Raw genomic sequence first — 20922 nt, 5'->3', positions numbered from 1 at the left:
CTGTCACGGATTCCGGTCCGGCCAGACGCCCAAGACAAACCCGGCTTCTGTGATCACATTCTCAATGCTCTGACGCTGAACAGGTCCATCCAGGTGGAACCCGACGCGGCCAGTAGCGGCATCGGCGGTGACACCCCCGATTCCCGGAACCCGCGAGAGCCCGTCCGCGACTGTTTTCTCACAATGTGAGCACGTCATTCCGTCGACTCGGATTTCCATCGTTTCCATGGTGCCCACCGCTCCTTATTGTTCGCCGATCCGCCCGCAAGTCTACAACATGTAGAGATAGTATTCTACATGTTGTAGATTAGCCTTCGAGACCGGCAGGAGAATATTCCATTGATCCAGGACCCCACATGGCAGTGGTTACTTTCCGCCCTTTTTGCCGGCACCACTGCAACATCTCTTGCGCGTTTAAAAGCCCGGGGTGTACGGGGCGTTGTTGACGGCGTTCTTCATGCCATGATGAGCCTGATCATGATGGCCATGTGCTGGCCGTGGTGGAACCTTTGGCCCAAGAGCCCACAAATGGCCGTTTTCTTAGCCGGCGCACTCTGGTGCACAGCTTGCCTCGTTATAGACCTGCGGCGGGACGCTTCCCGGCTATCGCAGGTATGGCACGACTTCGCACACTTGGCCATGATGACGGCCATGGTGTGGATGATTGCTGCCATGCCTGCCGGTGGTGGGGTGCACCACACCACCATTACAGGCGGGATGTTGGTGATCGGTTTGATCCTTACGGTGATTCTTGCAGTGGCTGCTGTCGTCTTCTTCGCAGATACTGTCCTTCCGCGCAGCACTGGTTCGGGAACAGCGGAACTTGCCGGAACTGCCATGCACGCTGGAATGGCGGTGATGTGTTGGTTGATGCTAGCTCACTGATCGGAACGGCCCTGGAATGGGTTGTGCAGGACTTCCCCACCGAGGATCCCACCGTCAATGCAACCGTGGACTGGCTGACGGCTTGCCAGTACATTGGGCTCATCGCATTTGCAGGGCTCGTGGTCTTTGAACGATGGATCGTCCCGGCTGGCCAGCGCAGTAAATTGTTCATGCGTGTTGTGCCGTGCGTGTTTCTTCTGGCCGGAACTGCGGCCACGCTACTGCTGGTGCCGTTGACCGCTCTCCGGATCGCCGGTCGGCCATTCTCCGCGGCATGGGATACGAGCGAGTGGGGCGCCTACCTGTACCCACCATCGGTGCAGGCAGCCCTGGTGCTTCTTGTGGCGGCACCGACAGCGTTACTGATTGTTCGTGCGGCAGAACCCGCCGCGTGGAGCAGGTTCGTCTTCCCGCTCGTGGTGCTGGCATGCCTGGGTATCCCGGTCCTCTCGGGACATACCCGCAGTCAACAGCCTGCGTGGCTGATCTTCGCGGCAGACTTGACGCATCTGGCCGTGGCAGCGGTCTGGCTGGGCGGTCTCCTCGGTCTGTTGCTGCGGCTAGGTAGACTCCCCGCCACCCCGCCTGAGGCTTTCAAACTGGCGGCCGTGGTCGTCAGGTTCTCTGGATTCGCCTTGGTGAGCGTGGTTCTGTTGGCGGTTTCAGGTGTGGTTATGGCGTTCCTGATCCTTGACGGACCGGCTCAGCTTTTGTCCGGAAGCTACGGGCGGATGCTGCTGGTGAAAGTGGGGTTGGTGTTCGCTGCTGTAGCAGTCGCTCTCTGGAACCGGATGGGCCTCATACGCCATCTGGCAACGTCCTCCGGCTCCGAATGGTCGTCGCTGCGCCGGACCCTGGCATACGAGTTGTTGTTGCTGGTGGTCGTGGCTGTGATTACAGCTGTCCTGACGGGTACCAGTCCCTCTCACTCCCACTGAACCCGACCTCAAAGCTATCTCGCCAGGAGCTTTCGTTCCGGATCGTGTCGGACGATCCCGCGGCGCCGGGGCCATTGTTTTCCAGCAAGCCGTTCAGCGCGGAGCCGCATCGACTGGTCCCCGGAGTTCCGGGACAGGGTGACCAGGGCGTTTGCAAGAAATACAGCGCCCACTTGCCGCGCAGCTGCGTCATCGGCGGCGAGCTCGACGAGGAGTGTCGTGGCCCGCTTTAGTGATTTTCCTTGGTTCATTCCAGGCAGACAGGCAGCGTTGATTTTTGCTACCAGCATCGCGAATCCATGATGCTGCCGCAGGTGCGCATACTCATGCGCCACCACAGCCAGCAGCTGTGGTGGCGTCAGGGCACGTTCCATGGCTGACGAAAGAAAGATGGCGGGGCGCTTTCCCGGTATGGCATAGGCGATTTCATCGGATGATTCGAAACGGACCAGCGTGTAGCCGGCAAATTCCTCCCGACTGGTAGCTACGGAAGCCAAGGTCGCGTTGCTCATCCGCTCCAGAGCCACCACCGGCGCAGCCGACGACACCACAAAGAACGCAAGCGCACCGAAAAGAGCAAGACTCAACCATCCGCCCAGCGTCAACAGAATGGCGTCGAGGACCGGAGTGGAAACGGAGGCTGAAACGGCACCACCAACACTGAGCACCAAGGCAGCCGCGCAAAGCGCCACTCCGAGAAAAAATGCACCGAACCATGCCGCAAGGGCCCTTCTTGGATGAAGGAGCTGCCACCTTCCCACGGTCATGAGCGAGGGGGCGAAATACGCTATCAGGGCAGCGCAGGCTACGCAGGCCAACGCGGTCAGCAGCATGAAGTACCTCCGACTTACTCAGATATCGTTCCGAAATTTGCCCGAAGAAGATCCAAATCCTCGTCATTAAGATTGCCGGCGAAAGCAAGCAGCGCTGCCCGCCTGTCACCGGCCCCGCCCAGCGCCGTCATCATTGTTTCGCTGGCATGCTCCTCATCGGAACGTGAGGCGCTGAATTTAATCTTCCGCGGGGAATCCCCGGACCTGACAACGCGGCCTTTCCGCTCCAGCCGGGACAAAGCAGTCATGAGGGTAGTGTAGGCAGGCTGCGGGGCCGGAAACTTCTGTGCAAGTTCATTCGCACTGACAGGCTGGCTTTCCGCCCAAAGCAGGCGCATAACCTCTGTCTCAAGCTCACCCCTGGCGCGAACGCGGGTGCTGGCCATGGATACCTCCTATTGATCAGTATTCTATGGTATTCGGCGGTGTCACCCCGGCGGCGCAGGTTCACCGCTGCCTCGATCAAGATGGTTGTTTCCCTGCTCCACCATCCCGCGCTGCGTAACGCCCGTTCAAGCGCCTGGACAAGATTCTTACGAGGCATCTTTGCCTCGTTCATGGCCGATGCCGCCAGGGGCCACCCGCAATCGGCGGTCCCGTCGATGAGTTCTTATCCGAACGAAGCCGGGCGGCCAGTACAGGAGCAGCCCACCGTTAGCTTTTACCGTGCGCCAGAGTCTTGCGATGGCGCTGGACTGCATCGTTGTTTCCGCACCGGGTGGAACAATAGGACCGCAGGCCGTTACGGCTGGTGTCCACGAAGACGATGCCGCAGGAACCGCGGGCGCAGATCCCAAGCCTGGCGCCATCGGATTCGACAGCGAAAATAGCGAGCCCCCCGGCAGTCACCGCCTTAACCCGAGCAAGGACATCATCATCATCAGGCGCGAAATGCAGGTGCGGACGCAACTGGTCGTGAGTACTCAGATACGCCCGCATTGCTCCTGCATCCAGCAGTCCGTTAATCACCCGGCAGCGGGTCCCTACGTCGATGGCCTCAAAGGCGGCTCGTAAGCGTCCAGCCCAGTCCTGCAAGGATTCTGATGTGGAGCTGGTCAATGAGGCTCTGCGGATCTGATGCTTTCTGAGAATTTCCTGGGCGCCATCGACGGTCCACGTCCCGCCGGCGAAATTTACGAGATCCACAGCAAGCAGCGGCCCTGTCATATTGTCATGGTTGAACTGCACTAAACCATTGCACCATAGTTTCTGAAATGAACCTCGTAACTACGGCTATTGTTCCCATTGTCCTCATCCTTGGCCTGGGCGCTTGGCTGCGGCACCGGTACTTGAGGGAGCCCGGTTTTTGGCGGGGATTGGAGTGGATGAGTTACCGGATATTTACGCCGGCGCTTTTCATTACATCCATCGCGGGTACGGACCTCACCGTCATTCCGCTCGGGTCGTTGCTGCTGAGTTTGACCCCACCAATCCTCCTTGTCACTGGCCTAGTCCTCGCCCTTCGACGGCCTTTCCGGGTCAACGGCCCTCAACTCACCTCCATGGTGCAGGGCTCAATTCGCATCAACACCTACGTTGGTTTGATCTTCGCGCAAGCGCTGCACGGCCTGGAGGGAGTGGCTACGTTTGCTTTGGCCAGCGCCGTTGTGGTCCCCCTGGTCAACATCATCAGCGTGAGCGTTCTGGCAGCTTACGGAGATAAAGCGGCATCGAGTCCAAAAGTCCCTGTCTGGCGTGAATTGATCAAAAACCCTTTGATCCAAGCCTGCGCCCTGGGGCTGGTCCTGAACCTTATTGCTCTCCCCCTACCTGGCTTCATTTCATCAGCGGTCACTATGCTCTCCGCCCCTGCATTGGCTTGTGGGACACTCATCGCCGGAGCCGCACTGCACCTGACGTTCCATAAACGGGACATCTTCGACATCGGCGTGGCCACCGCACTCAAACTTGTCATTCTTCCGGCCGCTGCCGCCTCCTTGGCTATCCTGCTCGGCGCGACAGGCGCAACGTTGACTAGCATCGTGCTGATCAGCGCTGTCCCAACCGCCCCGTCGGCGTACGTGCTGGCAGCAAAAATGGGTGGGGACACCAGGCTCATGGCCTCCATCACCGGCACACAAACCATTCTCTCGATTGCCACGCTGCCCATCACGCTCATGGTCATGGATTTCCTCTCCGGCAACCCGTGAAGACCGGCTACGTTAAATGGATCCCCGGCAGCGTGTCCACGGCAGTCGTTCAGTAGGCCATTTCGTCACGGCGTGACTCAAGAAAACAAGTCATCGCCGGTGATCCCATTCGGTGAAGGGGGCAGTCGCTGTTAGCGCTTCCCTAGGTGCGGGTGGGAAGCGTGGCGGGGCCGGGCCGTGTGTCGTACGAATCGCGGGCCGCCATGACTTCGGCGATATGGGTTTCCGCCCAGCGCCCAAGGGCCACCAACGGTTCGTGGAGGGACCGTCCCAGGGTGGTCAACTCGTAGTCCACCCGGGGAGGCATTTGGTCATAGGACGTGCGGCTCACAATCCCGTCCCGTTCCAGATCCCGCAAGGTGTCGGCGAGGACCTTGCCGCTGATCCCGTCCACGGTCTGGCGTACTTCCCCGAACCTCAGGGGCCCCGCGCTGAGGGCGATCACGATCATGGCGGTCCACTTATTGGCGATTTTTGCAAGGGACGTCCGGGACGGACAGGTGGACACCATGACATTCCAGGCCGGTTCGTTCGTCATCAGTCCTCCAGTTACGTTGAGGTAACAGGATACCAAATGTAACCATTGAGCGTGTTACCTCACTTTATTAGGAGAATCCCATGAGTACACCTTCCACCGTCGCCACCGATTACTTCGATGCCCTGGGCCGCGGCGACGTCCCGGCAGCCATGGCGCTGCTGAGCCCGGACATCATCTGGTACCAGCCAGGAGCCAACCGGTTCTCCGGCACCCACCAGGGCATCAACGCCGTCGCTAGCCTGCTGGGCGGCATGATGGAAGCAAGCCAAGGCACATTCGAACTTGCGGTCACGGGAGAGCCGATGGTCAACGGCGGCTTGGTTGCCGTACCGGTCCGGTTTTCGGGATCACGGCCGGACGCGACCATGGACATGCCCGGACTCGACCTGCTCACCGTCCACGAAGGAGCCATCACAGAGGTACACCTCTTCTCCTCAGAACCTTCAGCAGAGGACAACTTCTGGGGCCAGGCCAACAACTAGCAAGAGCTGCCCGGCCCATACAACGGCCGGCCAGTCACGGGGACGGCAGTGCCTCGAAGCGCCTGCGGTAGTCGGTGGGGGTTGTTGCGAAGGCGGAAGCGAAGTTCTGCCGCAGGGTGACGGTGCTGGTGAAACCGCTCGCAGCCGCTACCTGGTCAACGGTCAGTTTGGTTTGCTCGAGCAGCCTGCGGGCCTCGTCCAGGGCTGCTGCCACCGGATGAAATCGACTCCCACCTGCATACCACCGCCGAGCGCCAGACCGTCGACGCCTACACCGACCTTCCACGGAACACCCGGGTCTTCTTCAAGGAACGGCTCACACCGATAATGCTGGCCGAGTTGGGACTCATCATCACCGGAGTCCTGCTCATCGAGTTGGGCGCCACACACTGACGGCAACGGCGCAACTCCATGGCGTGCCGGATGCTGCCAGGAATCCTGCTGCCCGCGTCATCGGCCGAAATCCGGCAGTGCCCCTGCATGCTGGCCAACCCGATGTGCCCGCCAGCTGCAGCCGTCGCGTTCGTAGCGGCGGTTCGTTTCACGTGACGCCCGGATGCTTTCCCCGGTGGCTGGATCCAGGTCTCACAGCCTGCATGGATGACTCCGACGGTGGGCCCGCAAAGATGGAGCCGATGTCGGTAGCTGAACGATTTCTACTATTTCGACGTTTTGTAGAAGTAGTATGGTCAGCGAGTTGATGCGACCGTGATGGATTCGGTTGCCGTGGACGAAAGTGGAGCTGATGACGGGACGTGTGGTGCGCTTGCTGCGTGGCCTTGCCGCGGCCGTTGCGGCAACGTTCATCGCTGCTTTCTCGCACATCGCGGCTGGCGGCCCTTCCCCGGATGGTGTCATCTTCTTGTTGTCGCTGGCATTGTCGGGGTTGGTGTGCACAGCTTTGGCCGGAAGATCAATGTCCCTCTTGAGGCTGAGCGCCGCTGTTCTTCTCAGCCAAGCCCTGTTCCATGGACTTTTCAGTCTCGGCGCTTCGTCCCATACGGCTATGGCGTCGGTTCCATCTTCCGGTCACGCCGGACATTCGGCCCACGTCATACTGGATCCGGCCACCGCTGCGGGAGGAATGGATCATGCCAACCCAGTGATGTGGGTGGGGCACACGATCGCGGCCGTGCTGACGATCGCAGTGCTGCGGCATGGTGAGGTTACTGCCCTCAGGCTGATCCAGGCGCTGGGTCTGAGGCTGGTCCCGTTCCTGCCCTTGTTCCAACCTTTGGCGGTGTCAGCGGAAGCACCTTTTAACCCATCAGACTGGCCTGTACGGCCTCTGCGTAATCTTGGTGTCCCTTTGCTGGTGATGCGGCACCGCGGCCCGCCTCTGCTTCCGGTCGTGTCCTAGGCGCACCGCGCCTTCACAACCCACTTAGCCCCGCCCGCCGAGGGTGGTCGCGGGGCGGGAAGCAGCCATGGCAAGTCATTCCTTGCATTCATTCACATGGCGGATTCCTGAACGCAGCAGGAACACCCTGCTGTTGGCCGTGTTGCTGTGCCTTGGTTTTACCTTGGTCGGCGCACCATCAGCTTCCGCCCACGACGAGTTGGTTTCGTCAACCCCCGGCACCAACGAACGGTTTACCACCGCACCGTCGAGTGTCGCTTTAGAGTTCAGCGCACCGTTGCTGAAGATCGGTCATGAGATCCGTGTGGTCGATTCCGGTTCGAAGAACTGGGTCCAAGGAGAGTCTGTCCTGGCCGGGGAGACGTTGACCCAGCCGCTGGCCGGGGACCTGCCCCCTGGTGAGTACCAGGTTCGTTGGCGTGTGGTGTCCAGTGATGGGCACCCGATCAACGGCAGTTACTCGTTCCTTGTCGGAGCTGACGCTCGAACCGGTTCCGTCCCGGCACCCGGTGCCGGCACCTCAGCGCCCACCGCCATCCCGGAGTCAGCGGCGCAACCGCAAGTTGCCGGCACCAGCGGTGAGCCTTTGTCATGGCCCGGCTGGGTACTGGCCGCTGGAATAGGTGCAGCCGGAGGCTTGTCCCTCTATCTGCTGTGGGCTGTGGTGCGCGGGGTGCGTAAAGCCGCGACCAAGGGCAACTGACGCCTTACTGAAATACTAATTTTCCTCTCCACGAACCTCACTGCGTTTCTGTGGAGAGCCGAATTCACCAGGAGCATTACCATGTCAAAAAAGAACTTCCTTTACCTCGCCCTGCCCGTCATTGCAGCAGCTGCGCTGGTGCTGACCGGATGCGCCCAAGGCAGCAACCCGGCGTCGTCCGCTTCTGCGTCCGTAACGCAAAACGCCGCGGCGCTGACCGTCTCAGAGCCGTGGGTCAAGGCAGCAGATACTGGTATGTCTGCAGCGTTCGGCACCATTCGCAACACAACGGACAAAGATGTGACGGTTGTCAGTGCCAGCACCGCGGCCTCGCCCATGGTCGAGCTGCACGAAACCGTCATGGGCGCCAACGGCACCATGCAAATGCAGGCCAAACAGGGCGGCTTCGTGATTCCTGCAAAGGGTGAGCTGACGCTTGAACCCGGGGGGAACCACCTTATGCTCATGGGCCTGGCGAAGCCTGTCCTCGCTGGGGACGACATCAGTGTTGAGCTGAAGACGTCCGACGGCGGCACGGTTGACTTCACCGCCCAGGGCAAGGACTTCGTGGGCGCCAACGAGAACTACATGCCGGGCGAAACCAGCCCGTCAGGCCATGACTCCATGGACCACAGCCACAGTGAGTCCGCTGCGCCGGCCCCGTCCGAGTAGTGTCCGCCCATTCTGAGGACCTAGACCGGCCCGAAGCCGGGGTGCGTCGACGTCATCTGCTCTTCGGCGGCGCAGCTGCCGGAGTGGGGGCGTTAGCCGCTGTCGGTGCGCAACTGGCCGGGCAAACGCAAACCGTGGCTCCAGCTGCAGCACCCGATGCAAACGGCTCTGAAACGGTTCCTTTTCACGGGGCCCGGCAGGCCGGAGTCGGTACCGACGCCCAAGCGCACGGTGTCTTCGTTGCTCTGGATCTGCAACCCGGGACCACGCCCCAGCGTGTGAAGGCTCTCTTGAAGCTCTTGAGCGACGATGCTGCCAACCTGACCCAGGGCAAGGCTGCGTTGGCGGACACTGAGGGTGAACTTGCCCTCCGCCCGGCGCGGCTGACGGTGACTTTCGGTTTCGGATCCGCTTTGGTGGATGTGGTGGCCCCCCGGCGTCGTCCGGCATGGCTGAAGGACCTCCCGGCGTTCTCCGTGGACCGGTTGGTCCCGGAGTTCACCGGCGGAGATCTTCTGCTGCAGATCTGCGGTGATGATCCCCTGACCATGGCACACGCACAACGGATGCTGCTCAAGGACAGCAGAAGCTTCACCAGTGTCCGGTGGGTGCAAACGGGGTTTCGCCGGGCCTACGGGACTGAGAAGCCGGGTACCACCATGCGTAATCTCTTCGGCCAAGTGGACGGAACAACCAACCCATCTGCCGGTACCGGACATTTTGAAGAGGTTGTCTACGGCACTGACGCGATCCCCGCGTGGACGCAGAACGGTACGTCATTAGTCATCCGGCGAATCAGGATGAACCTGGACAAATGGGATGAACTGGACCGTTCCGGACGGGAAGAGTCTGTGGGGCGCAAGCTGTCCAACGGCGCTCCCCTGACCGGAACCACTGAACACGAGGAACCGGACTTCGCGGCGGTCAATCCTGTGGGTTTTCCGGTCATTGCGGAGTTCTCCCACCTGCGCCGTGCACGCCCGGACGACGAAACCCAGCGGATCTTCCGGAGGGCGTTCAACTACGACGCCGCGCCCACTTCTGGTGCGGTGTCCGACTCCGGGCTGATCTTCGTTTCCTACCAGGCAGACGTGGAACGGCAGTTCGTACCGATCCAACGCCGTTTGGACGAACTGGACCTGCTCAATGAGTGGACCACCCCCGTGGGCTCAGCCGTCTTTGCCATCCCGCCGGGGTGCCAACCCGGCGGATTCATCGGGGACCAACTCTTCACCTGAACCATTACTCACTCAGCACCGTGACCACCCCACAGGGTGGTCACGGTGCGCTGCCCCTTGCCCTACGCTCCGCCCGGTCATCCCAGCCGGCACGAGCATTCCTTTGAGGAAAAACACACGTCATGACAAGCACCATCACCAACGACCCCGGCACACCCGCCGAGTCGCCCCGTCCAACCGGTAAACGACCCGGGAGTCCTCTGAGAGCCCTGCTCAGCCGTCTCCATTTCTATGCCGGCGTTTTCGTCGGCCCCTTCCTGCTCATCGCCGCACTCTCGGGAGCACTCTACGCGCTGACCCCTGCCATGGAAGAGGCCATCTACGACAAAGAACTCCACGTTCCCGTCTCGCAGACCTCGATACCCCTCTCCGAGCAGATCCGCGCGGCACAGCAAATAGTAGGAGACCAACAACCCTCCGCCGTTCGCCCTGCACCCAAACCAGGGGACACGACCCGCATCATGTTCACCAACCCATCCCTGGGGGAATCAGAATCCCGGGCGATCTTCATAAACCCGGCCAACGCCGAAGTCCGCGGCGACCTGACCGTCTACGGAACCTCCGGCGTCCTGCCGTTCCGAACGTGGATCGACCAACTCCACCGCAACCTCCACCTCGGTGACTTCGGACGACTGTACAGCGAACTCGCTGCCTCCTGGCTGTGGGTGATCACCCTCGCCGGCTTGGCCCTCTGGTTGACCAAACCACGCCGGGGAAAGCCGATCGCAAAGAACACGAAAGAGACTGGTCAAAGCCCTTCCCTGGTGTTACGGAAGGGCCGCTTCAGCCGTCCGCAGTTGCTCAAGATTCACGCTACCGGCGGCGCCGTATTGCTGCTCGGCTTCCTGTTCCTCTCTGCCACTGGTCTGACCTGGTCGCAGTTTGCCGGGGACAACATCACCAACCTGCGGGCATCCCTGACCTGGACAACACCAAAACTTCCCACAGCGCTGACGCCCACGGCGGCAACCCAAGCCACCGGTGAGCACGACCACGGCGGTCACGACCATGCCGCAATGACAACCGGTACGGCAGATCCGGCCATGTACGACCACGTACTCGCCGCAGCCCGGCAGGAACCCCTCATCAACGCAGGCAAGATAGAGATCAAACCGCCCTCCAAGGAAGGAACCGCCTGGACCGCCACGGAAATCGACAGGTCCTGGCCTACGGAAGCTGACGCAATCGCAGTCGACCCCACCACCATGACCGTCAGCGGAAAACTGGTCTTTGAAGACTTCAACCTAGCCGCGAAACTCAGCCGCTGGGGCATCGACGCCCACATGGGCGTCCTGTTCGGCCTGGCCAACCAGCTGGTACTGGTCCTCATCGCGCTGAGCTTGGCGACCAGCGTAGTGGGTGGCTACCTGATGTGGTGGAAACGCCGCCCCACCAAGGGGTCAGCCTGGACTGCCGGGCGCCCTCCTGCACGTTCCTTCGTCCGCAACGCCCCATGGCCGTTGACACTCGCGGTGGCGATCCTCGCCACAGGCGTCGGCATTGCCATACCAATCCTGGGAATCAGCCTGCTGGTCTTCCTGGCCTTTGACGTTGCCCTTGGCTTCATCAAGAACCGCCGCCCCGCGGGCACAACCACCAACTAGAAAAACCAAAGGTCCCAGCAAAAGGCTGAGGGCGCGCCAGGCGATGATGAGCTGTTGTGGTGAGCTGAGTCCTGCAGGGCATGCCACGATTCGTAGCCAGAAGGTCTTTTAGGAGCCCTTTTCAGGCCTAGCTTTACATCAGGTCCATTATCGGTGCTTTGGAGACATAGGTAGAAATAGCTGCTGAAGCCCCGTCGTCGCGGAAGATAGGACAAGACCGCCGGCCCTGCACCTGGGTCGCGGCTACGCGCGGCTATGCGCGGATTTCTGCGTGGCAGCGGCCTGGGGACCTGCCGCAGTCCCCCCACCTGAGTTCGGTGTACAAAGCTTTCGAGCTCTTTTTACGGCAGATACTGGATCTTCACGGCAAACCCGAACGCAATCCACTGACGGCTGGCACGATCTTCGAGGACGCCCACCTCCTGGACGTGCGCATCGATGTGCGCCGCTCAACCGGGGGTGCGCTGCTCGAGATCCGCCGGTCTTGTCTTCCGGCTGAACGCGACATCGCTTCACTTAACTGTGGGGTCATGATGTTTCGAAAGACGACAGAAGTGTCATGGACCAGGGATACCCAACAGGACGGGCCAAACCCCGAGGTCTGACCGGTGAATGAATGCCACGTGGAAGTGTCTGCTACCGGTGTCAAAGTAAGTCCTCGGGATTAAATCAATGGCATGAGCCTGCTAATTATGGCCTGATCCGTCGAATTCTATGCCGGCAGGCTACACAGCCGGCCGTCCCGCCACTATTGGCCGTAAACGTTCTGGTAGCGGGCGTAGAGGGAGTCGATGTGGCCCTGGTCGATGGATACCGGCTCGCCGAGCTGCCGCGAGATGTGCACGGTGCGTGCCACTTCCTCGCACATCACGGCTGCCTTCACGGCCGAGGTGGCGTCCTTGCCGATGGTGAACGGGCCATGGTTCTGCATCAGCACGGCCGGGGAGCTGGAGCCGCGGAGGGTCTCCACGATGCCTTGCCCGATCGAGTCGTCGCCGATCAGCGCGAACGGGCCCACCGGGATGGACCCGCCGAACTCGTCACCCATCATGGTGAGTACGCACGGGATCGCCTCGCCGCGGGCGGCCCAGGCGGTGGCGTAGGTGGAGTGGGTGTGGACCACGCCGCCCACCTCCGGCATGTGCCGGTAGACGTAGGCATGCGCTGCCGTGTCCGACGACGGCGACAGCGCCGGGTTGCCCCATTCCGCCCCGGCGTTGCCAGCCACGGGCACCCCGTAAAGGTCGGTGACCACCATCAGCTCGGGGGCCAGCCCGTCGTAGGAGACTCCGGAAGGCTTAATGACCATCAGGTCCTCGCCGGGGACCCGCGAAGAGACGTTCCCCGCCGTCCAGACCACCAGCTGGTACCGGGTCAGCTCGGCGTGCAGGGTGCAGACGTCGGCGCGGACTTTGGCAATGGTGTCCAGGATTCCTACGGCGCTCATGCGTTCACCCCGGCAGCTGCCTCAGTGTCCGCCCCGGCTGCCGGGAGCGGGCCGGCGGCCCGCCGCTGGATGGCCTTGAGGCGGTGCATCACGTTGTTGGTGCCGCGGCCGAAGTAATCGTGCAGGGTCCGGTATTCCTGGAACAGCTCATCGTAGGCAGCCACGTTTTCCGGGATCGGGGTGTACACCTCGCCGGGTTCGGCGCCCATGGCGGCGGCGGCCACGCGGATGTCCGGGTACTTCCCGGCAGCCACGGCGGCGTGGATGGCTGAGCCGAGGGCCGGGCCCTGGGTGGAGCCGATGGTGGAGAGCTGCAGGCCGGTGACGTCGGAGTAGATCTGCATCAGGAGCCTGTTCTTCAGCAGGCCGCCGGCCACGATGAACTCCTTGACGGGTACTCCGGAGTCCCGGAAGGCGTCCACGATGGTGCGGGTGCCGAAGGCCGTGGCTTCAAGAAGTGCCCGGTAGGTGTCCTCGGGCCTGGTGGCGAGGGTCTGGCCCACCACGATGCCGGAGAGTTCGTGGTCCACCAGGACCGAGCGGTTGCCGGAGTGCCAGTCGAGGGCGATCAGCCCGTGCCCGCCGATGGCCTGTGCGGCGGCCAGTTCGGTGAGGTATTCGTGGATGCCCAGGCCGGCCTTCGCGGCGGCCTGGTGGTAGGCCGGCGGGACGCCGTGCTTGGTGAACCAGCCGAAGATGTCGCCAACGCCGGACTGGCCCGCCTCGTAGCCCCAGAGCCCGTCCACGATGCCACCGTCCACCACCCCGCACATGCCGGGTACTTCGCGGAGTTCGGTGCCGTTCATCACGTGGCAGGTGGAGGTACCCATGATGGCCACCAGCTGGCCCGGGTCAACGGCCCTGGCTGCGGGCGCGGTGACGTGGGCGTCAACGTTGCCCACGGCCACGGCGATGCCTTCCGGCAGTCCGGTCCAGGCCGCAGCTTCGGCGGTGAGGTAGCCGGCGGCGTCACCCAGCCGGCCAATGGTGTGTTCGAGTTTGGTGCTGACGAAGTCCTCGAACCCGGGGTTGAGGGCGGCCAGGAAGTCCCCGGACGGGTAGCGGCCGTCCTGGTAGATCCCCTTGTAGCCTGCGGTGCAGGCGTTGCGGACGTACTGGCCGCAGAGCTGCCAGACGATCCAGTCGGCGGCTTCCACCCAGTGGTCCATCGCCGCGTAGGCCCCGGGGTCCTCTTCCAGCAGCTGCAGGCCCTTGGCGAATTCCCATTCCGAGGAAATCAGGCCGCCGTAACGCGCCAGCCAGGCCTCGCCGCGTTCCGCGGCAAGCTCGTTGATCCGGTCCGCCTGGGGCTGGGCCGCGTGGTGCCGCCAGAGCTTCACGTAGGCGTGTGGCCGGTTGGCGAAACCGGCCACCTCGTTCAGGGGCGTGCCATCGGCCTTGGTGGGCACCATGGTGCAGGCGGTGAAGTCAGTGGCGATTCCGACGACGGCGGCCGGATCGATCCCGGCGTCGGCCACGGCTGCCGGGACGGCGTTGCGCAGGACATCGCGGTAGTCGTTGGGGACCTGGAGGGCCCACTCGCCGGGAAGCCTGGCGGATCCGCCGGTGCTTGCGGGCAGGGCGTCGGTGACCACGGCGTGCGGGTAGTCGAATACACCGCTGCCCAGTTCCTTGCCGTCCCGCACGCGGACCACCACGGCGCGGCCCGAAAGGGTCCCATAATCCACGCCGACGACGTAAGCGTCCCGGCCTTCCACAGCGTCCATAAGAAGATTCCTTCAGTTGCTGCCGCCACTTCGCGGCCTGAATCTATTGTGAGCGCTAACAAGAAATGCGTCAACGCTGGCCGCGAAGAGTCTGAGATCGAGAATGGCCGCGCCGGGGGCCGAACCCTGCTTCTTTTTTGCGGCTCGAAGCACGTGAAAAAGGAGGTGCTCCTGTTGTGAACAGGAGCACCTCCTTTTATGGATCAGCTCAGGTGCTATTTGACGACGATGATCTTGGTCGTAGCTGTGAGCTCAGCGCTTCCCTTTGCAGTCAGGACCAATGCTCCTGTTGGGGCCCCGGCCGGGATTTGGATGGTGAGTCTGGCGTTGCCTTTCTCGTCTGTGAGTACTGACGATGCTTCAGTGGACCCGCTGGTGAGCGAGACTTTGTCCCATCGGTTGAAGCCGGTGAGATTGAAGGTGATGAATCCACCCGGTTTGACGGTGCTGACGCCTGTCTTCAGCGTTGTTGCTGTGTTGGGCGTGATTTTCACTGTGGTCGAACGGATCCTGTCGATGTTTCCTGCCTCGTCCAAGGAGCGGTATGCCACGGCGTAGTCGCCCACGGTTGAGAATTCCACCGTGGTGGTAGCCGCTGTCGTGGTCCAGGGTCCCTGGTTGATTTTGTATTCGATCTTCGCGACTCCGGAGTGGATGTCCCTGGCGGAGAAGGTCAGGTTGACCGGGTTACGGGGTGTGCCGACCAGGCTGGTGGGCAAGGCGGCTACGGATGTTACCGGTGTGATCTTGTCAATCTTGACCGAGGTGCTTGAGACTGATCCGTCCACTAGGACGTTGTTCTTGAGCAACCGGTGTTCGATGGTGTGCGGGCCGCTGGTCGAAACAGTCAGCGTCTGCGTAGCAGCTTTCCAGGTTCCGTTGTCGAGCCGGTACTGTACGGCGTATCCGACCGGTGCTGTGGCCTTGACCAGGACGTCCGTCTGGTACCAACCCTGTGCTGATGGTTCGGTGGCCGATGTCGTGGTCACTGTTGCTTTCGGCGCGGATGCTGCTGGCACCAGCGCGGACTGTCCTGCGCTGGGGTTTCCCGCAGAATCGATGGCCCTGTATTCCACTGTTGTGGCCTTTTGTCCGACAGTGATTGCCGTTGCAGAACCCGGGACAGCTGTCCAGCCGGCGTCGGGGTTGTCCCTGTACTCCATCCGGTCAATCCCGGACCCCGGCTCGGGATCGGTGCCGCTGATAGTGACCTTCCGTGCTGCCTGGTCGACGGTTGCCGTGGCAGTGGGAATTACCCTGTCTATCTTGAAGGCCCGCTCGATGACCGGGGACTTGTTGCCCGCGGCGTCCACGGCCCTGAGCTGGAGCGAGGGGGTGCCCCCGCCGAGAACCAAGGGCGTGAAAGGAGCCCAGGTTGTTCCGGCGTCACGGCTGATTTCGACCACCGGTTTGGGATCGATTTCATCGGCTGCGGTGGCGGCAACGTTCACCACTGACTTCCACCAACCCGCGTTCCCGTCGGCAACCTCCGGAGAGGCAGACACTGCCAGTGTGGGCGCCTGCACATCAGCGGCAGCAACCGTGAACCCTGTTGCAGGGGATTCCTCGGATTTTCCTACGGCGTTCGTAGCTGACACGGTCACTGAATACGTATCGGCCGTTAGTCCCGTGAACGTGGTGGTGGTTCCCGTCGCCGCCTTGGTGACCGGTACCTGGTTGGCGGCGTTCAACGTGACGGTGTAGCTCGTGATGGGGTTTCCGCCGTTCGTAGGTGCCGTCCAGTTAATGGTCGCATCAGCTCCCGCTACGGTGGCAGAAGGTGCGGCCGGTGCCGCGGGTTTGGTGGCTGCTGCGGGATCCGGGTCCACGGTAACAGTGACGGAGGCTTTGAGTCCGGTTCCAGACACAGTGCCTGCGACTGTAAAGGTGCCCGTCTGTGCGTAGGCGGCTGGATCAACCGCATCCCAGGTGACGGGCCTGGATTCCCTGGCTCCGTTTCCACCGCCCAAGACCACTACAGCCGTTCTGGGCAGATCCGGTGCTTTCCCTGCCAGCGTCTGTGCGGTTTGCGGGTCGATGGAGATGACCTCGCTTCCCGTTTCGCCGACGCTGATGGTGCCCGTGACAGGCAGTGTTGATCCGGTGAATACCCCGGTGACGGTAACGGTGCCCGGGGCGTTGAACCGTGAAGGTTCGACCGCATCCCAGCTCACCCGCAGGTCTCCCCGGTTTCCGTTGGGATACACGACGGTGGCTGTCTCGGGAAGGGTTACCAACACGCCCGCGCTGGTGCGTTTGGCAATTACCTCATAGGAACTGGGGTAGTCGCTGAAAACGTCGAATTCAGATGCAGCCACGGCGGAGTATGTCGAACTGGAGGCGGCTTTGCTTGCCGAGATTGTGGCCCTGAGCTGGGTTGTGGTGACGGGTTCGAATGCGACTTCGTTGGACGTTCCGATTCCGGCCGTGGCGTAGGTTGTTCCGGGCTTCAGGATCACCGGTTTCCAGGTGGCCCCGTCCAGGTACTCCAGCTTCCATGCCGAGGGCAGTGCCACGCCGGCACCCGTTCCTTGGGCAGTATCTTGCCAGAAGGCCATTCCGGCCCCTGCCAAACGCGTTGCGTTCGGCCAGGTATAAGTCACCGTCTGGGTGGCCGGCCTGTTGTTGTCGCTGTAGGTTCCCCACAGCTTGGTCTGATCTGTTTGCGCGGTGCCCACGGTTTCGCCGTCATTGATGGCACTGAGCCGGTTCCAGGGAGCTACATAGGAGGTGGCGGGTTTTGCGTACGATCCAACGTCCGGTCCGAGGGGCCGGATGTCGGAGACGTTGATGACCTGTTCAACACTGGTTTCCTTCATCCCGTCCGAAGCTGTGAGGCGTAGGGTATAGGAGCCGGGGATGGAAAACCGGGCGGTGGTGTTGGGTGAAGCTGAATCGCTGAACGTGACGGTGGCGTCGTCGGCCGGTTTGGCCGTCACGGCCCAGCTTTGCGTCAGTTCGCCGGTTGGCAAGCCGTCATCGGAGACGGTTCCTGTGAACCGGGCAATGCTGGGGTCGGCCACGGTGATGCGTTGCACCGATATTGCCGGGGCTTCATTTTCCGCGGGCGTGTAGGCGGTGCCGATCCGTCGGACCTGGAGTTCCTTGATGCCGGTTTTCTGGCCCTGCTGGTGAGTTACGGCTATCCGGATCTTTTGGGTCCGGACATCCGCGAAGCGGATCGAATTCTCGTTGCCCGCAGCGATTTTGGGTGTCCTCGCCTGCGCAGTGACAGACTTCCACGTTGTGCCGTCCCAGTACTGGACTGAGTAGGACTTCGGTGCGGCGTAGCCTTGGACCGTCGTGCTGGAGGATGTCCGGTAAAAATACGCTTTGGCTTCGTTGATCGTTTGTTCGGTGCCCAGATCAACTTCCAGCCAGTCACTGGCATTCGGTGAGCCCGTAGTTCCCCAGAACGGTTCATTGACCGTCGACCCGTCCACGGCGTTCCCGGGAACGTTAGTACTTCCAAACGGGGTAGTGCCGGGGGCGGAGAAGGAGGCGGTGGCGGGTTTTCCTTCTGCCAGATTGGGTGCAGCGCTGGAGGCAGGATCAATGTCTACACCGGCTTTGGCGAGCAGACCCACGACAGAATCTGTGGAGGCAAAACGGACGTCTCGGGCCTGCTTGACCGCGTTGGCTTTGTTGTAAGTGACGTTTGCTTTAGTGGTGACGGTTCCGGTGACCGTGTCGAAGGTGACAGGGACGAGGGCGTCGATGGTGAAGGCCCGCTCACCGTTCAAATAGACCGAATAACCCTCGGGGGTATCACCGTAGTGTTTCTCCCCGTCGGGCTGATCCCACACGATGGTGAGGTCTTTGTCGTGGTATTTGAGGTTGTTGGCGGTGAAGTGGTCCCAGTCGATGTTGATCGGCGAGAGCTCCAGCTTGTCATCGGTCCTTGCCTGAAGACCCATGGCGTCTTCAATCATCGTGAAGTTGGTGGTGCCAAGCTGCGTCTGGTGGATCCAGGAGCGGTACTTGATCGATCCGCCGTCAGCTGCTGAGCCGTGGGACCAGAATTCATTCTCGTTCTGACGTGTGACGTCGCCCTTTTCGTAAGATGCCCACGCGTTCCAGTACAGCATTTTCTTGTAGTAATCGCTGGTGAGGTAGCTGTTGGGATAGTCCCGCAGGGTCGAGGAGAGCAGCCTGAACATCACCGTGGAGTTGATGGTGGAAAAGTTGTTGGAATAGTGCTTCCCTGACCCGGCATCCCTGATTGCCCGGGCCTTGGCGTCTTTTTGGTTTGCTGTGTAGAACGGGAAGGGCGCGTAGTGCTCGCTATCGACAAACAGCCTGAAAGCCTCCAGGTACTTCTTGTCGAAATCGGCGTCTCCGGGTTGGCATGAGGCCAACGGTGTACGGATAGTACATGTTGACTTCCTTCCAGGGGATCTTTGATCCCGCGGCCAGACCGGAACTGCCATCCGAGTAGCTGGCCTTAATCATGTTTCCGAACAGACCGGCTTCATCTGCGGTGAGGCGTTTGTCTTCCCACATCACGTCGAGGACGGCTTTTTTGATGGCTGCGGCTTTTTGTTCCATCCGCTCGGCTCCGGCTGTGTCGCCTGAGGTTCTGTAAGCTTCGGCAGCTGCGCGTGCCCCTGAATAGAGATAGGCCGTTTCCGGGCGGTCCATGGGGTGGGATGTCCATGCGGCAGTGTTCCGCCAGGAGAAGGACACGGCATCCACGTCGTTGCCCGTCAGTGCGGGGTTGGAATACTCGATCAGATTGTTGTTGTTTTTATCGAACTCTTTGAGCTGGCCTACAACGTCATCCTCGGCGTATGCGGCCAGTTTTTTGGCAATGGAGGGATCACCGCCGTGCAGTTCGTAAGAGTTCCAAGCCGCCTCGGAAATGTAGTTGGCATAACTGCTGTTCCAGTTGTTCGGGTTACCGGGGTTGTCGGTGTATTTGCTGTTCCGTGCCACCTCGCCGGCGGAGAGCCATGTTCCGTAGGCGCTTGATGGGTCACGGAAATACTTCATGTCTTCAATGAACATGCCGGCCGTGAGAACGATCGCGTTGTTGTACGCACTGCCGTAGACCCCTTCCAACGAAGTGGGGAACTGAAAGTCGTTGCCCGGTACCTGGGCGTCCAGGAAGTTCGTCCGCAAAAGCCACCAGCGGTAGAACAGGGTTTTGTCTATTTCCCCGGACGGCGTTTCCAGGTAGGGGATGTTCTGGACCCACCAGGAGTTATACGACGAAGTCTGGTTTTCGTAGGCTGCCTGGGGCGAAGCTGAGGTGACGGCTTCGAATTCGGTAGTGCTTTCCGGGATCTCGGTGGTGGTGAATCCCATCTGGACTTTGATGTCCGTGGCGCTGGGGGAAACATCCACGGTGCGGGCAAGCGCTGTGCCGCTGGCGGTGAACTGGTCGCCTGAGAGCCTGGTGGCGACCTTGGTGACGTTATGGGCGGTAGCGACGGAACCGGTTAGTTCTGTGCCTGCCAGCGTTGGGGCCAGAGATGAGGTGAGGGAGAAGCTGACCGTCTTGGTGGATCCGTCAGTTGTGGTGATCTGCAGGCGTTCCACAGCCACGTTTTGCCGCGTCATGAACTTGGTTTGCTTCACCAGCATTCCGCCGCCGGTATATTCGGTGTACCAATAGCTGGGAGTGTTGTGTCGTTTGGATTCGGTCTCCTGCAAAGTGAGACTTACCCCGTTGATGGTGGCGTTGAGCGAATAAGCGGAGCTGCCGAGGTCTTCAATGTAGGCCACCCTGCCCCGGAAACCGAGCCCGGCTTCCGAGTCCTGCATGTAGAGGGCACGTCCCCGCGAGAAGAAGACGCCGTTGTTGTCGAAATTCACGTCACTGGGCTGGTCTGAGACGAAGTCCAGCCCGCCGGGTTCGTCGGGTTGAACGCCGTCACGGGCAAGCATTTTATCGAGCCAATAGTCATTGCCGGGTGTCTTGCCTGCCCCGGCGGCGGCATCGGCGGCGAAAATCCGCCCCAAATACGGTGTGGTGGGGTCATAGGCGGCAGTCGTTGCGGGAATGGCTTTGTCGCCGTTAACAAACGCGGGATACCCCAGCGAGGCGTTTGTGTTTTGTAACCCTTCACCATATGGGTCCCAAGCGTCAGCGGCATTCGCTGGTGTTGCCATCAGTACCGAGCCGGCGAGGGCTGCAGTAACCGTTGAGGTAACGCAGGCCGTGATGGCCCGCGATAATCTACTTTTTTGCGTCATGGGGACGCTCCCGTTCTTTGTCGTTTCTGGGCTGGTGTTGATGCATTCGGCTCTTGCCCGTGGATGGGTGCTGGGGCAGGCCAACCCCTGTGGCCGCGTATACCGCGAGGATCTTGCAGGGGTGCGAGGGAGGTGCCAGCTCTTTTA

Annotated in this window: 19 protein-coding genes; 9 read left to right on the top strand and 10 right to left on the bottom strand. The window is 61.4% G+C overall.

Annotated elements, in window-relative coordinates; all coding sequences use genetic code 11:
* Positions 1 to 3: 3 nt before the first annotated feature.
* A complete protein-coding gene (locus tag ACRB8A_RS00605) occupies positions 4 to 219 on the bottom strand; it encodes a heavy-metal-associated domain-containing protein (protein ID WP_432246074.1) in 216 nt (71 codons plus the stop codon).
* A 120-nt stretch (positions 220 to 339) separates the two neighbouring features.
* Here ACRB8A_RS00605 and ACRB8A_RS00600 point away from each other — a divergent pair, with 120 nt between their 5' ends.
* Both ACRB8A_RS00600 and ACRB8A_RS00595 read left to right on the top strand, forming a co-directional pair.
* On the top strand, positions 340 to 885 hold the full coding sequence (locus ACRB8A_RS00600; RefSeq protein WP_285241206.1) for a DUF5134 domain-containing protein: 546 nt from the start codon (positions 340 to 342) through the stop codon (positions 883 to 885).
* A gap of 23 nt (positions 886 to 908) precedes the next feature.
* Complete coding sequence (locus ACRB8A_RS00595; RefSeq protein ID WP_285241207.1) at positions 909 to 1823, top strand: copper resistance D family protein; 915 nt, start codon at positions 909 to 911, stop codon at positions 1821 to 1823.
* 14 nt (positions 1824 to 1837) lie between these two features.
* On the opposite strand, the gene ACRB8A_RS00590 is transcribed toward ACRB8A_RS00595, so the two are convergent.
* The 3 genes from ACRB8A_RS00590 to ACRB8A_RS00580 all read right to left on the bottom strand — a co-directional run bounded on the left by ACRB8A_RS00590 (position 1838) and on the right by ACRB8A_RS00580 (position 3844).
* Positions 1838 to 2656 carry a M56 family metallopeptidase gene (locus ACRB8A_RS00590; protein ID WP_285241208.1) on the bottom strand — a complete coding sequence of 273 codons (819 nt, stop codon included), beginning with the start codon at positions 2654 to 2656 and terminating at the stop codon, positions 1838 to 1840.
* Positions 2657 to 2670: 14 nt separating this feature from the next.
* Positions 2671 to 3042, bottom strand: coding sequence for a BlaI/MecI/CopY family transcriptional regulator (locus tag ACRB8A_RS00585; protein WP_285241209.1), 372 nt, complete (start codon positions 3040 to 3042; stop codon positions 2671 to 2673).
* A 268-nt stretch (positions 3043 to 3310) separates the two neighbouring features.
* Positions 3311 to 3844, bottom strand: a complete 534-nt coding sequence (locus ACRB8A_RS00580) for a CGNR zinc finger domain-containing protein (RefSeq protein ID WP_285241210.1) — start codon at positions 3842 to 3844, stop codon at positions 3311 to 3313.
* Between the two features lie 26 nt (positions 3845 to 3870).
* On the opposite strand from ACRB8A_RS00580, the gene ACRB8A_RS00575 reads away from it, so the two are divergent.
* Positions 3871 to 4806 (top strand): AEC family transporter, encoded by a 936-nt coding sequence (locus ACRB8A_RS00575; RefSeq protein ID WP_285241211.1) that lies wholly within the window; start codon positions 3871 to 3873, stop codon positions 4804 to 4806.
* Positions 4807 to 4948: 142 nt separating this feature from the next.
* On the opposite strand, the gene ACRB8A_RS00570 is transcribed toward ACRB8A_RS00575, so the two are convergent.
* Positions 4949 to 5344 (bottom strand): winged helix-turn-helix transcriptional regulator, encoded by a 396-nt coding sequence (locus ACRB8A_RS00570; RefSeq protein WP_285241212.1) that lies wholly within the window; start codon positions 5342 to 5344, stop codon positions 4949 to 4951.
* Positions 5345 to 5424: 80 nt separating this feature from the next.
* Between ACRB8A_RS00570 and ACRB8A_RS00565 the strand changes: the two genes are divergently transcribed.
* Positions 5425 to 5826 carry a nuclear transport factor 2 family protein gene (locus ACRB8A_RS00565; protein ID WP_285241213.1) on the top strand — a complete coding sequence of 134 codons (402 nt, stop codon included), beginning with the start codon at positions 5425 to 5427 and terminating at the stop codon, positions 5824 to 5826.
* 34 nt (positions 5827 to 5860) lie between these two features.
* Here ACRB8A_RS00565 and ACRB8A_RS00560 read toward each other — a convergent pair whose 3' ends face one another.
* A complete protein-coding gene (locus tag ACRB8A_RS00560) occupies positions 5861 to 6040 on the bottom strand; it encodes a helix-turn-helix domain-containing protein (protein WP_285241214.1) in 180 nt (59 codons plus the stop codon).
* Positions 6041 to 6571: 531 nt separating this feature from the next.
* Between ACRB8A_RS00560 and ACRB8A_RS00555 the strand changes: the two genes are divergently transcribed.
* From ACRB8A_RS00555 to ACRB8A_RS00535, 5 genes are all read left to right on the top strand, one after another.
* Positions 6572 to 7186, top strand: coding sequence for a hypothetical protein (locus ACRB8A_RS00555; RefSeq protein ID WP_285241364.1), 615 nt, complete (start codon positions 6572 to 6574; stop codon positions 7184 to 7186).
* Positions 7187 to 7349: 163 nt separating this feature from the next.
* Complete coding sequence (locus ACRB8A_RS00550; protein WP_285241215.1) at positions 7350 to 7889, top strand: copper resistance CopC family protein; 540 nt, start codon at positions 7350 to 7352, stop codon at positions 7887 to 7889.
* A gap of 81 nt (positions 7890 to 7970) precedes the next feature.
* Entirely contained in the window at positions 7971 to 8561 is a 591-nt protein-coding gene (locus ACRB8A_RS00545; protein ID WP_285241216.1) for a copper chaperone PCu(A)C, read from the top strand.
* Positions 8561 to 9799, top strand: a complete 1239-nt coding sequence (locus ACRB8A_RS00540; protein ID WP_285241217.1) for a Dyp-type peroxidase — start codon at positions 8561 to 8563, stop codon at positions 9797 to 9799. The genes ACRB8A_RS00545 and ACRB8A_RS00540 overlap by 1 nt, the downstream gene beginning before the upstream one ends.
* Before the next feature lie 122 nt (positions 9800 to 9921).
* Positions 9922 to 11403, top strand: coding sequence for a PepSY-associated TM helix domain-containing protein (locus ACRB8A_RS00535; protein WP_285241218.1), 1482 nt, complete (start codon positions 9922 to 9924; stop codon positions 11401 to 11403).
* Between the two features lie 748 nt (positions 11404 to 12151).
* Here the strand turns inward: ACRB8A_RS00535 and ACRB8A_RS00530 are convergent.
* From ACRB8A_RS00530 to ACRB8A_RS00515, 4 genes are all read right to left on the bottom strand, one after another.
* The gene (locus ACRB8A_RS00530) at positions 12152 to 12850 is read right to left on the bottom strand and encodes an L-ribulose-5-phosphate 4-epimerase (protein WP_285241219.1); all 699 of its coding nucleotides are present in this window, start codon (positions 12848 to 12850) and stop codon (positions 12152 to 12154) included.
* Entirely contained in the window at positions 12847 to 14577 is a 1731-nt protein-coding gene (araB, locus tag ACRB8A_RS00525) for a ribulokinase (RefSeq protein ID WP_285241220.1), read from the bottom strand. The genes ACRB8A_RS00530 and araB overlap by 4 nt, the downstream gene beginning before the upstream one ends.
* A gap of 215 nt (positions 14578 to 14792) precedes the next feature.
* A complete protein-coding gene (locus ACRB8A_RS00520) occupies positions 14793 to 18935 on the bottom strand; it encodes an OmpL47-type beta-barrel domain-containing protein (RefSeq protein ID WP_432245379.1) in 4143 nt (1380 codons plus the stop codon).
* Complete coding sequence (locus tag ACRB8A_RS00515; RefSeq protein ID WP_432245378.1) at positions 18862 to 20775, bottom strand: MGH1-like glycoside hydrolase domain-containing protein; 1914 nt, start codon at positions 20773 to 20775, stop codon at positions 18862 to 18864. The genes ACRB8A_RS00520 and ACRB8A_RS00515 overlap by 74 nt, the downstream gene beginning before the upstream one ends.
* Positions 20776 to 20922 lie beyond the last annotated feature (147 nt).

The organism is Arthrobacter sp. G.S.26 (assembly GCF_050847375.1).
Lineage (GTDB): Bacteria > Actinomycetota > Actinomycetes > Actinomycetales > Micrococcaceae > Arthrobacter.
This window is presented reverse-complemented; position numbering and strand designations above follow the sequence as displayed.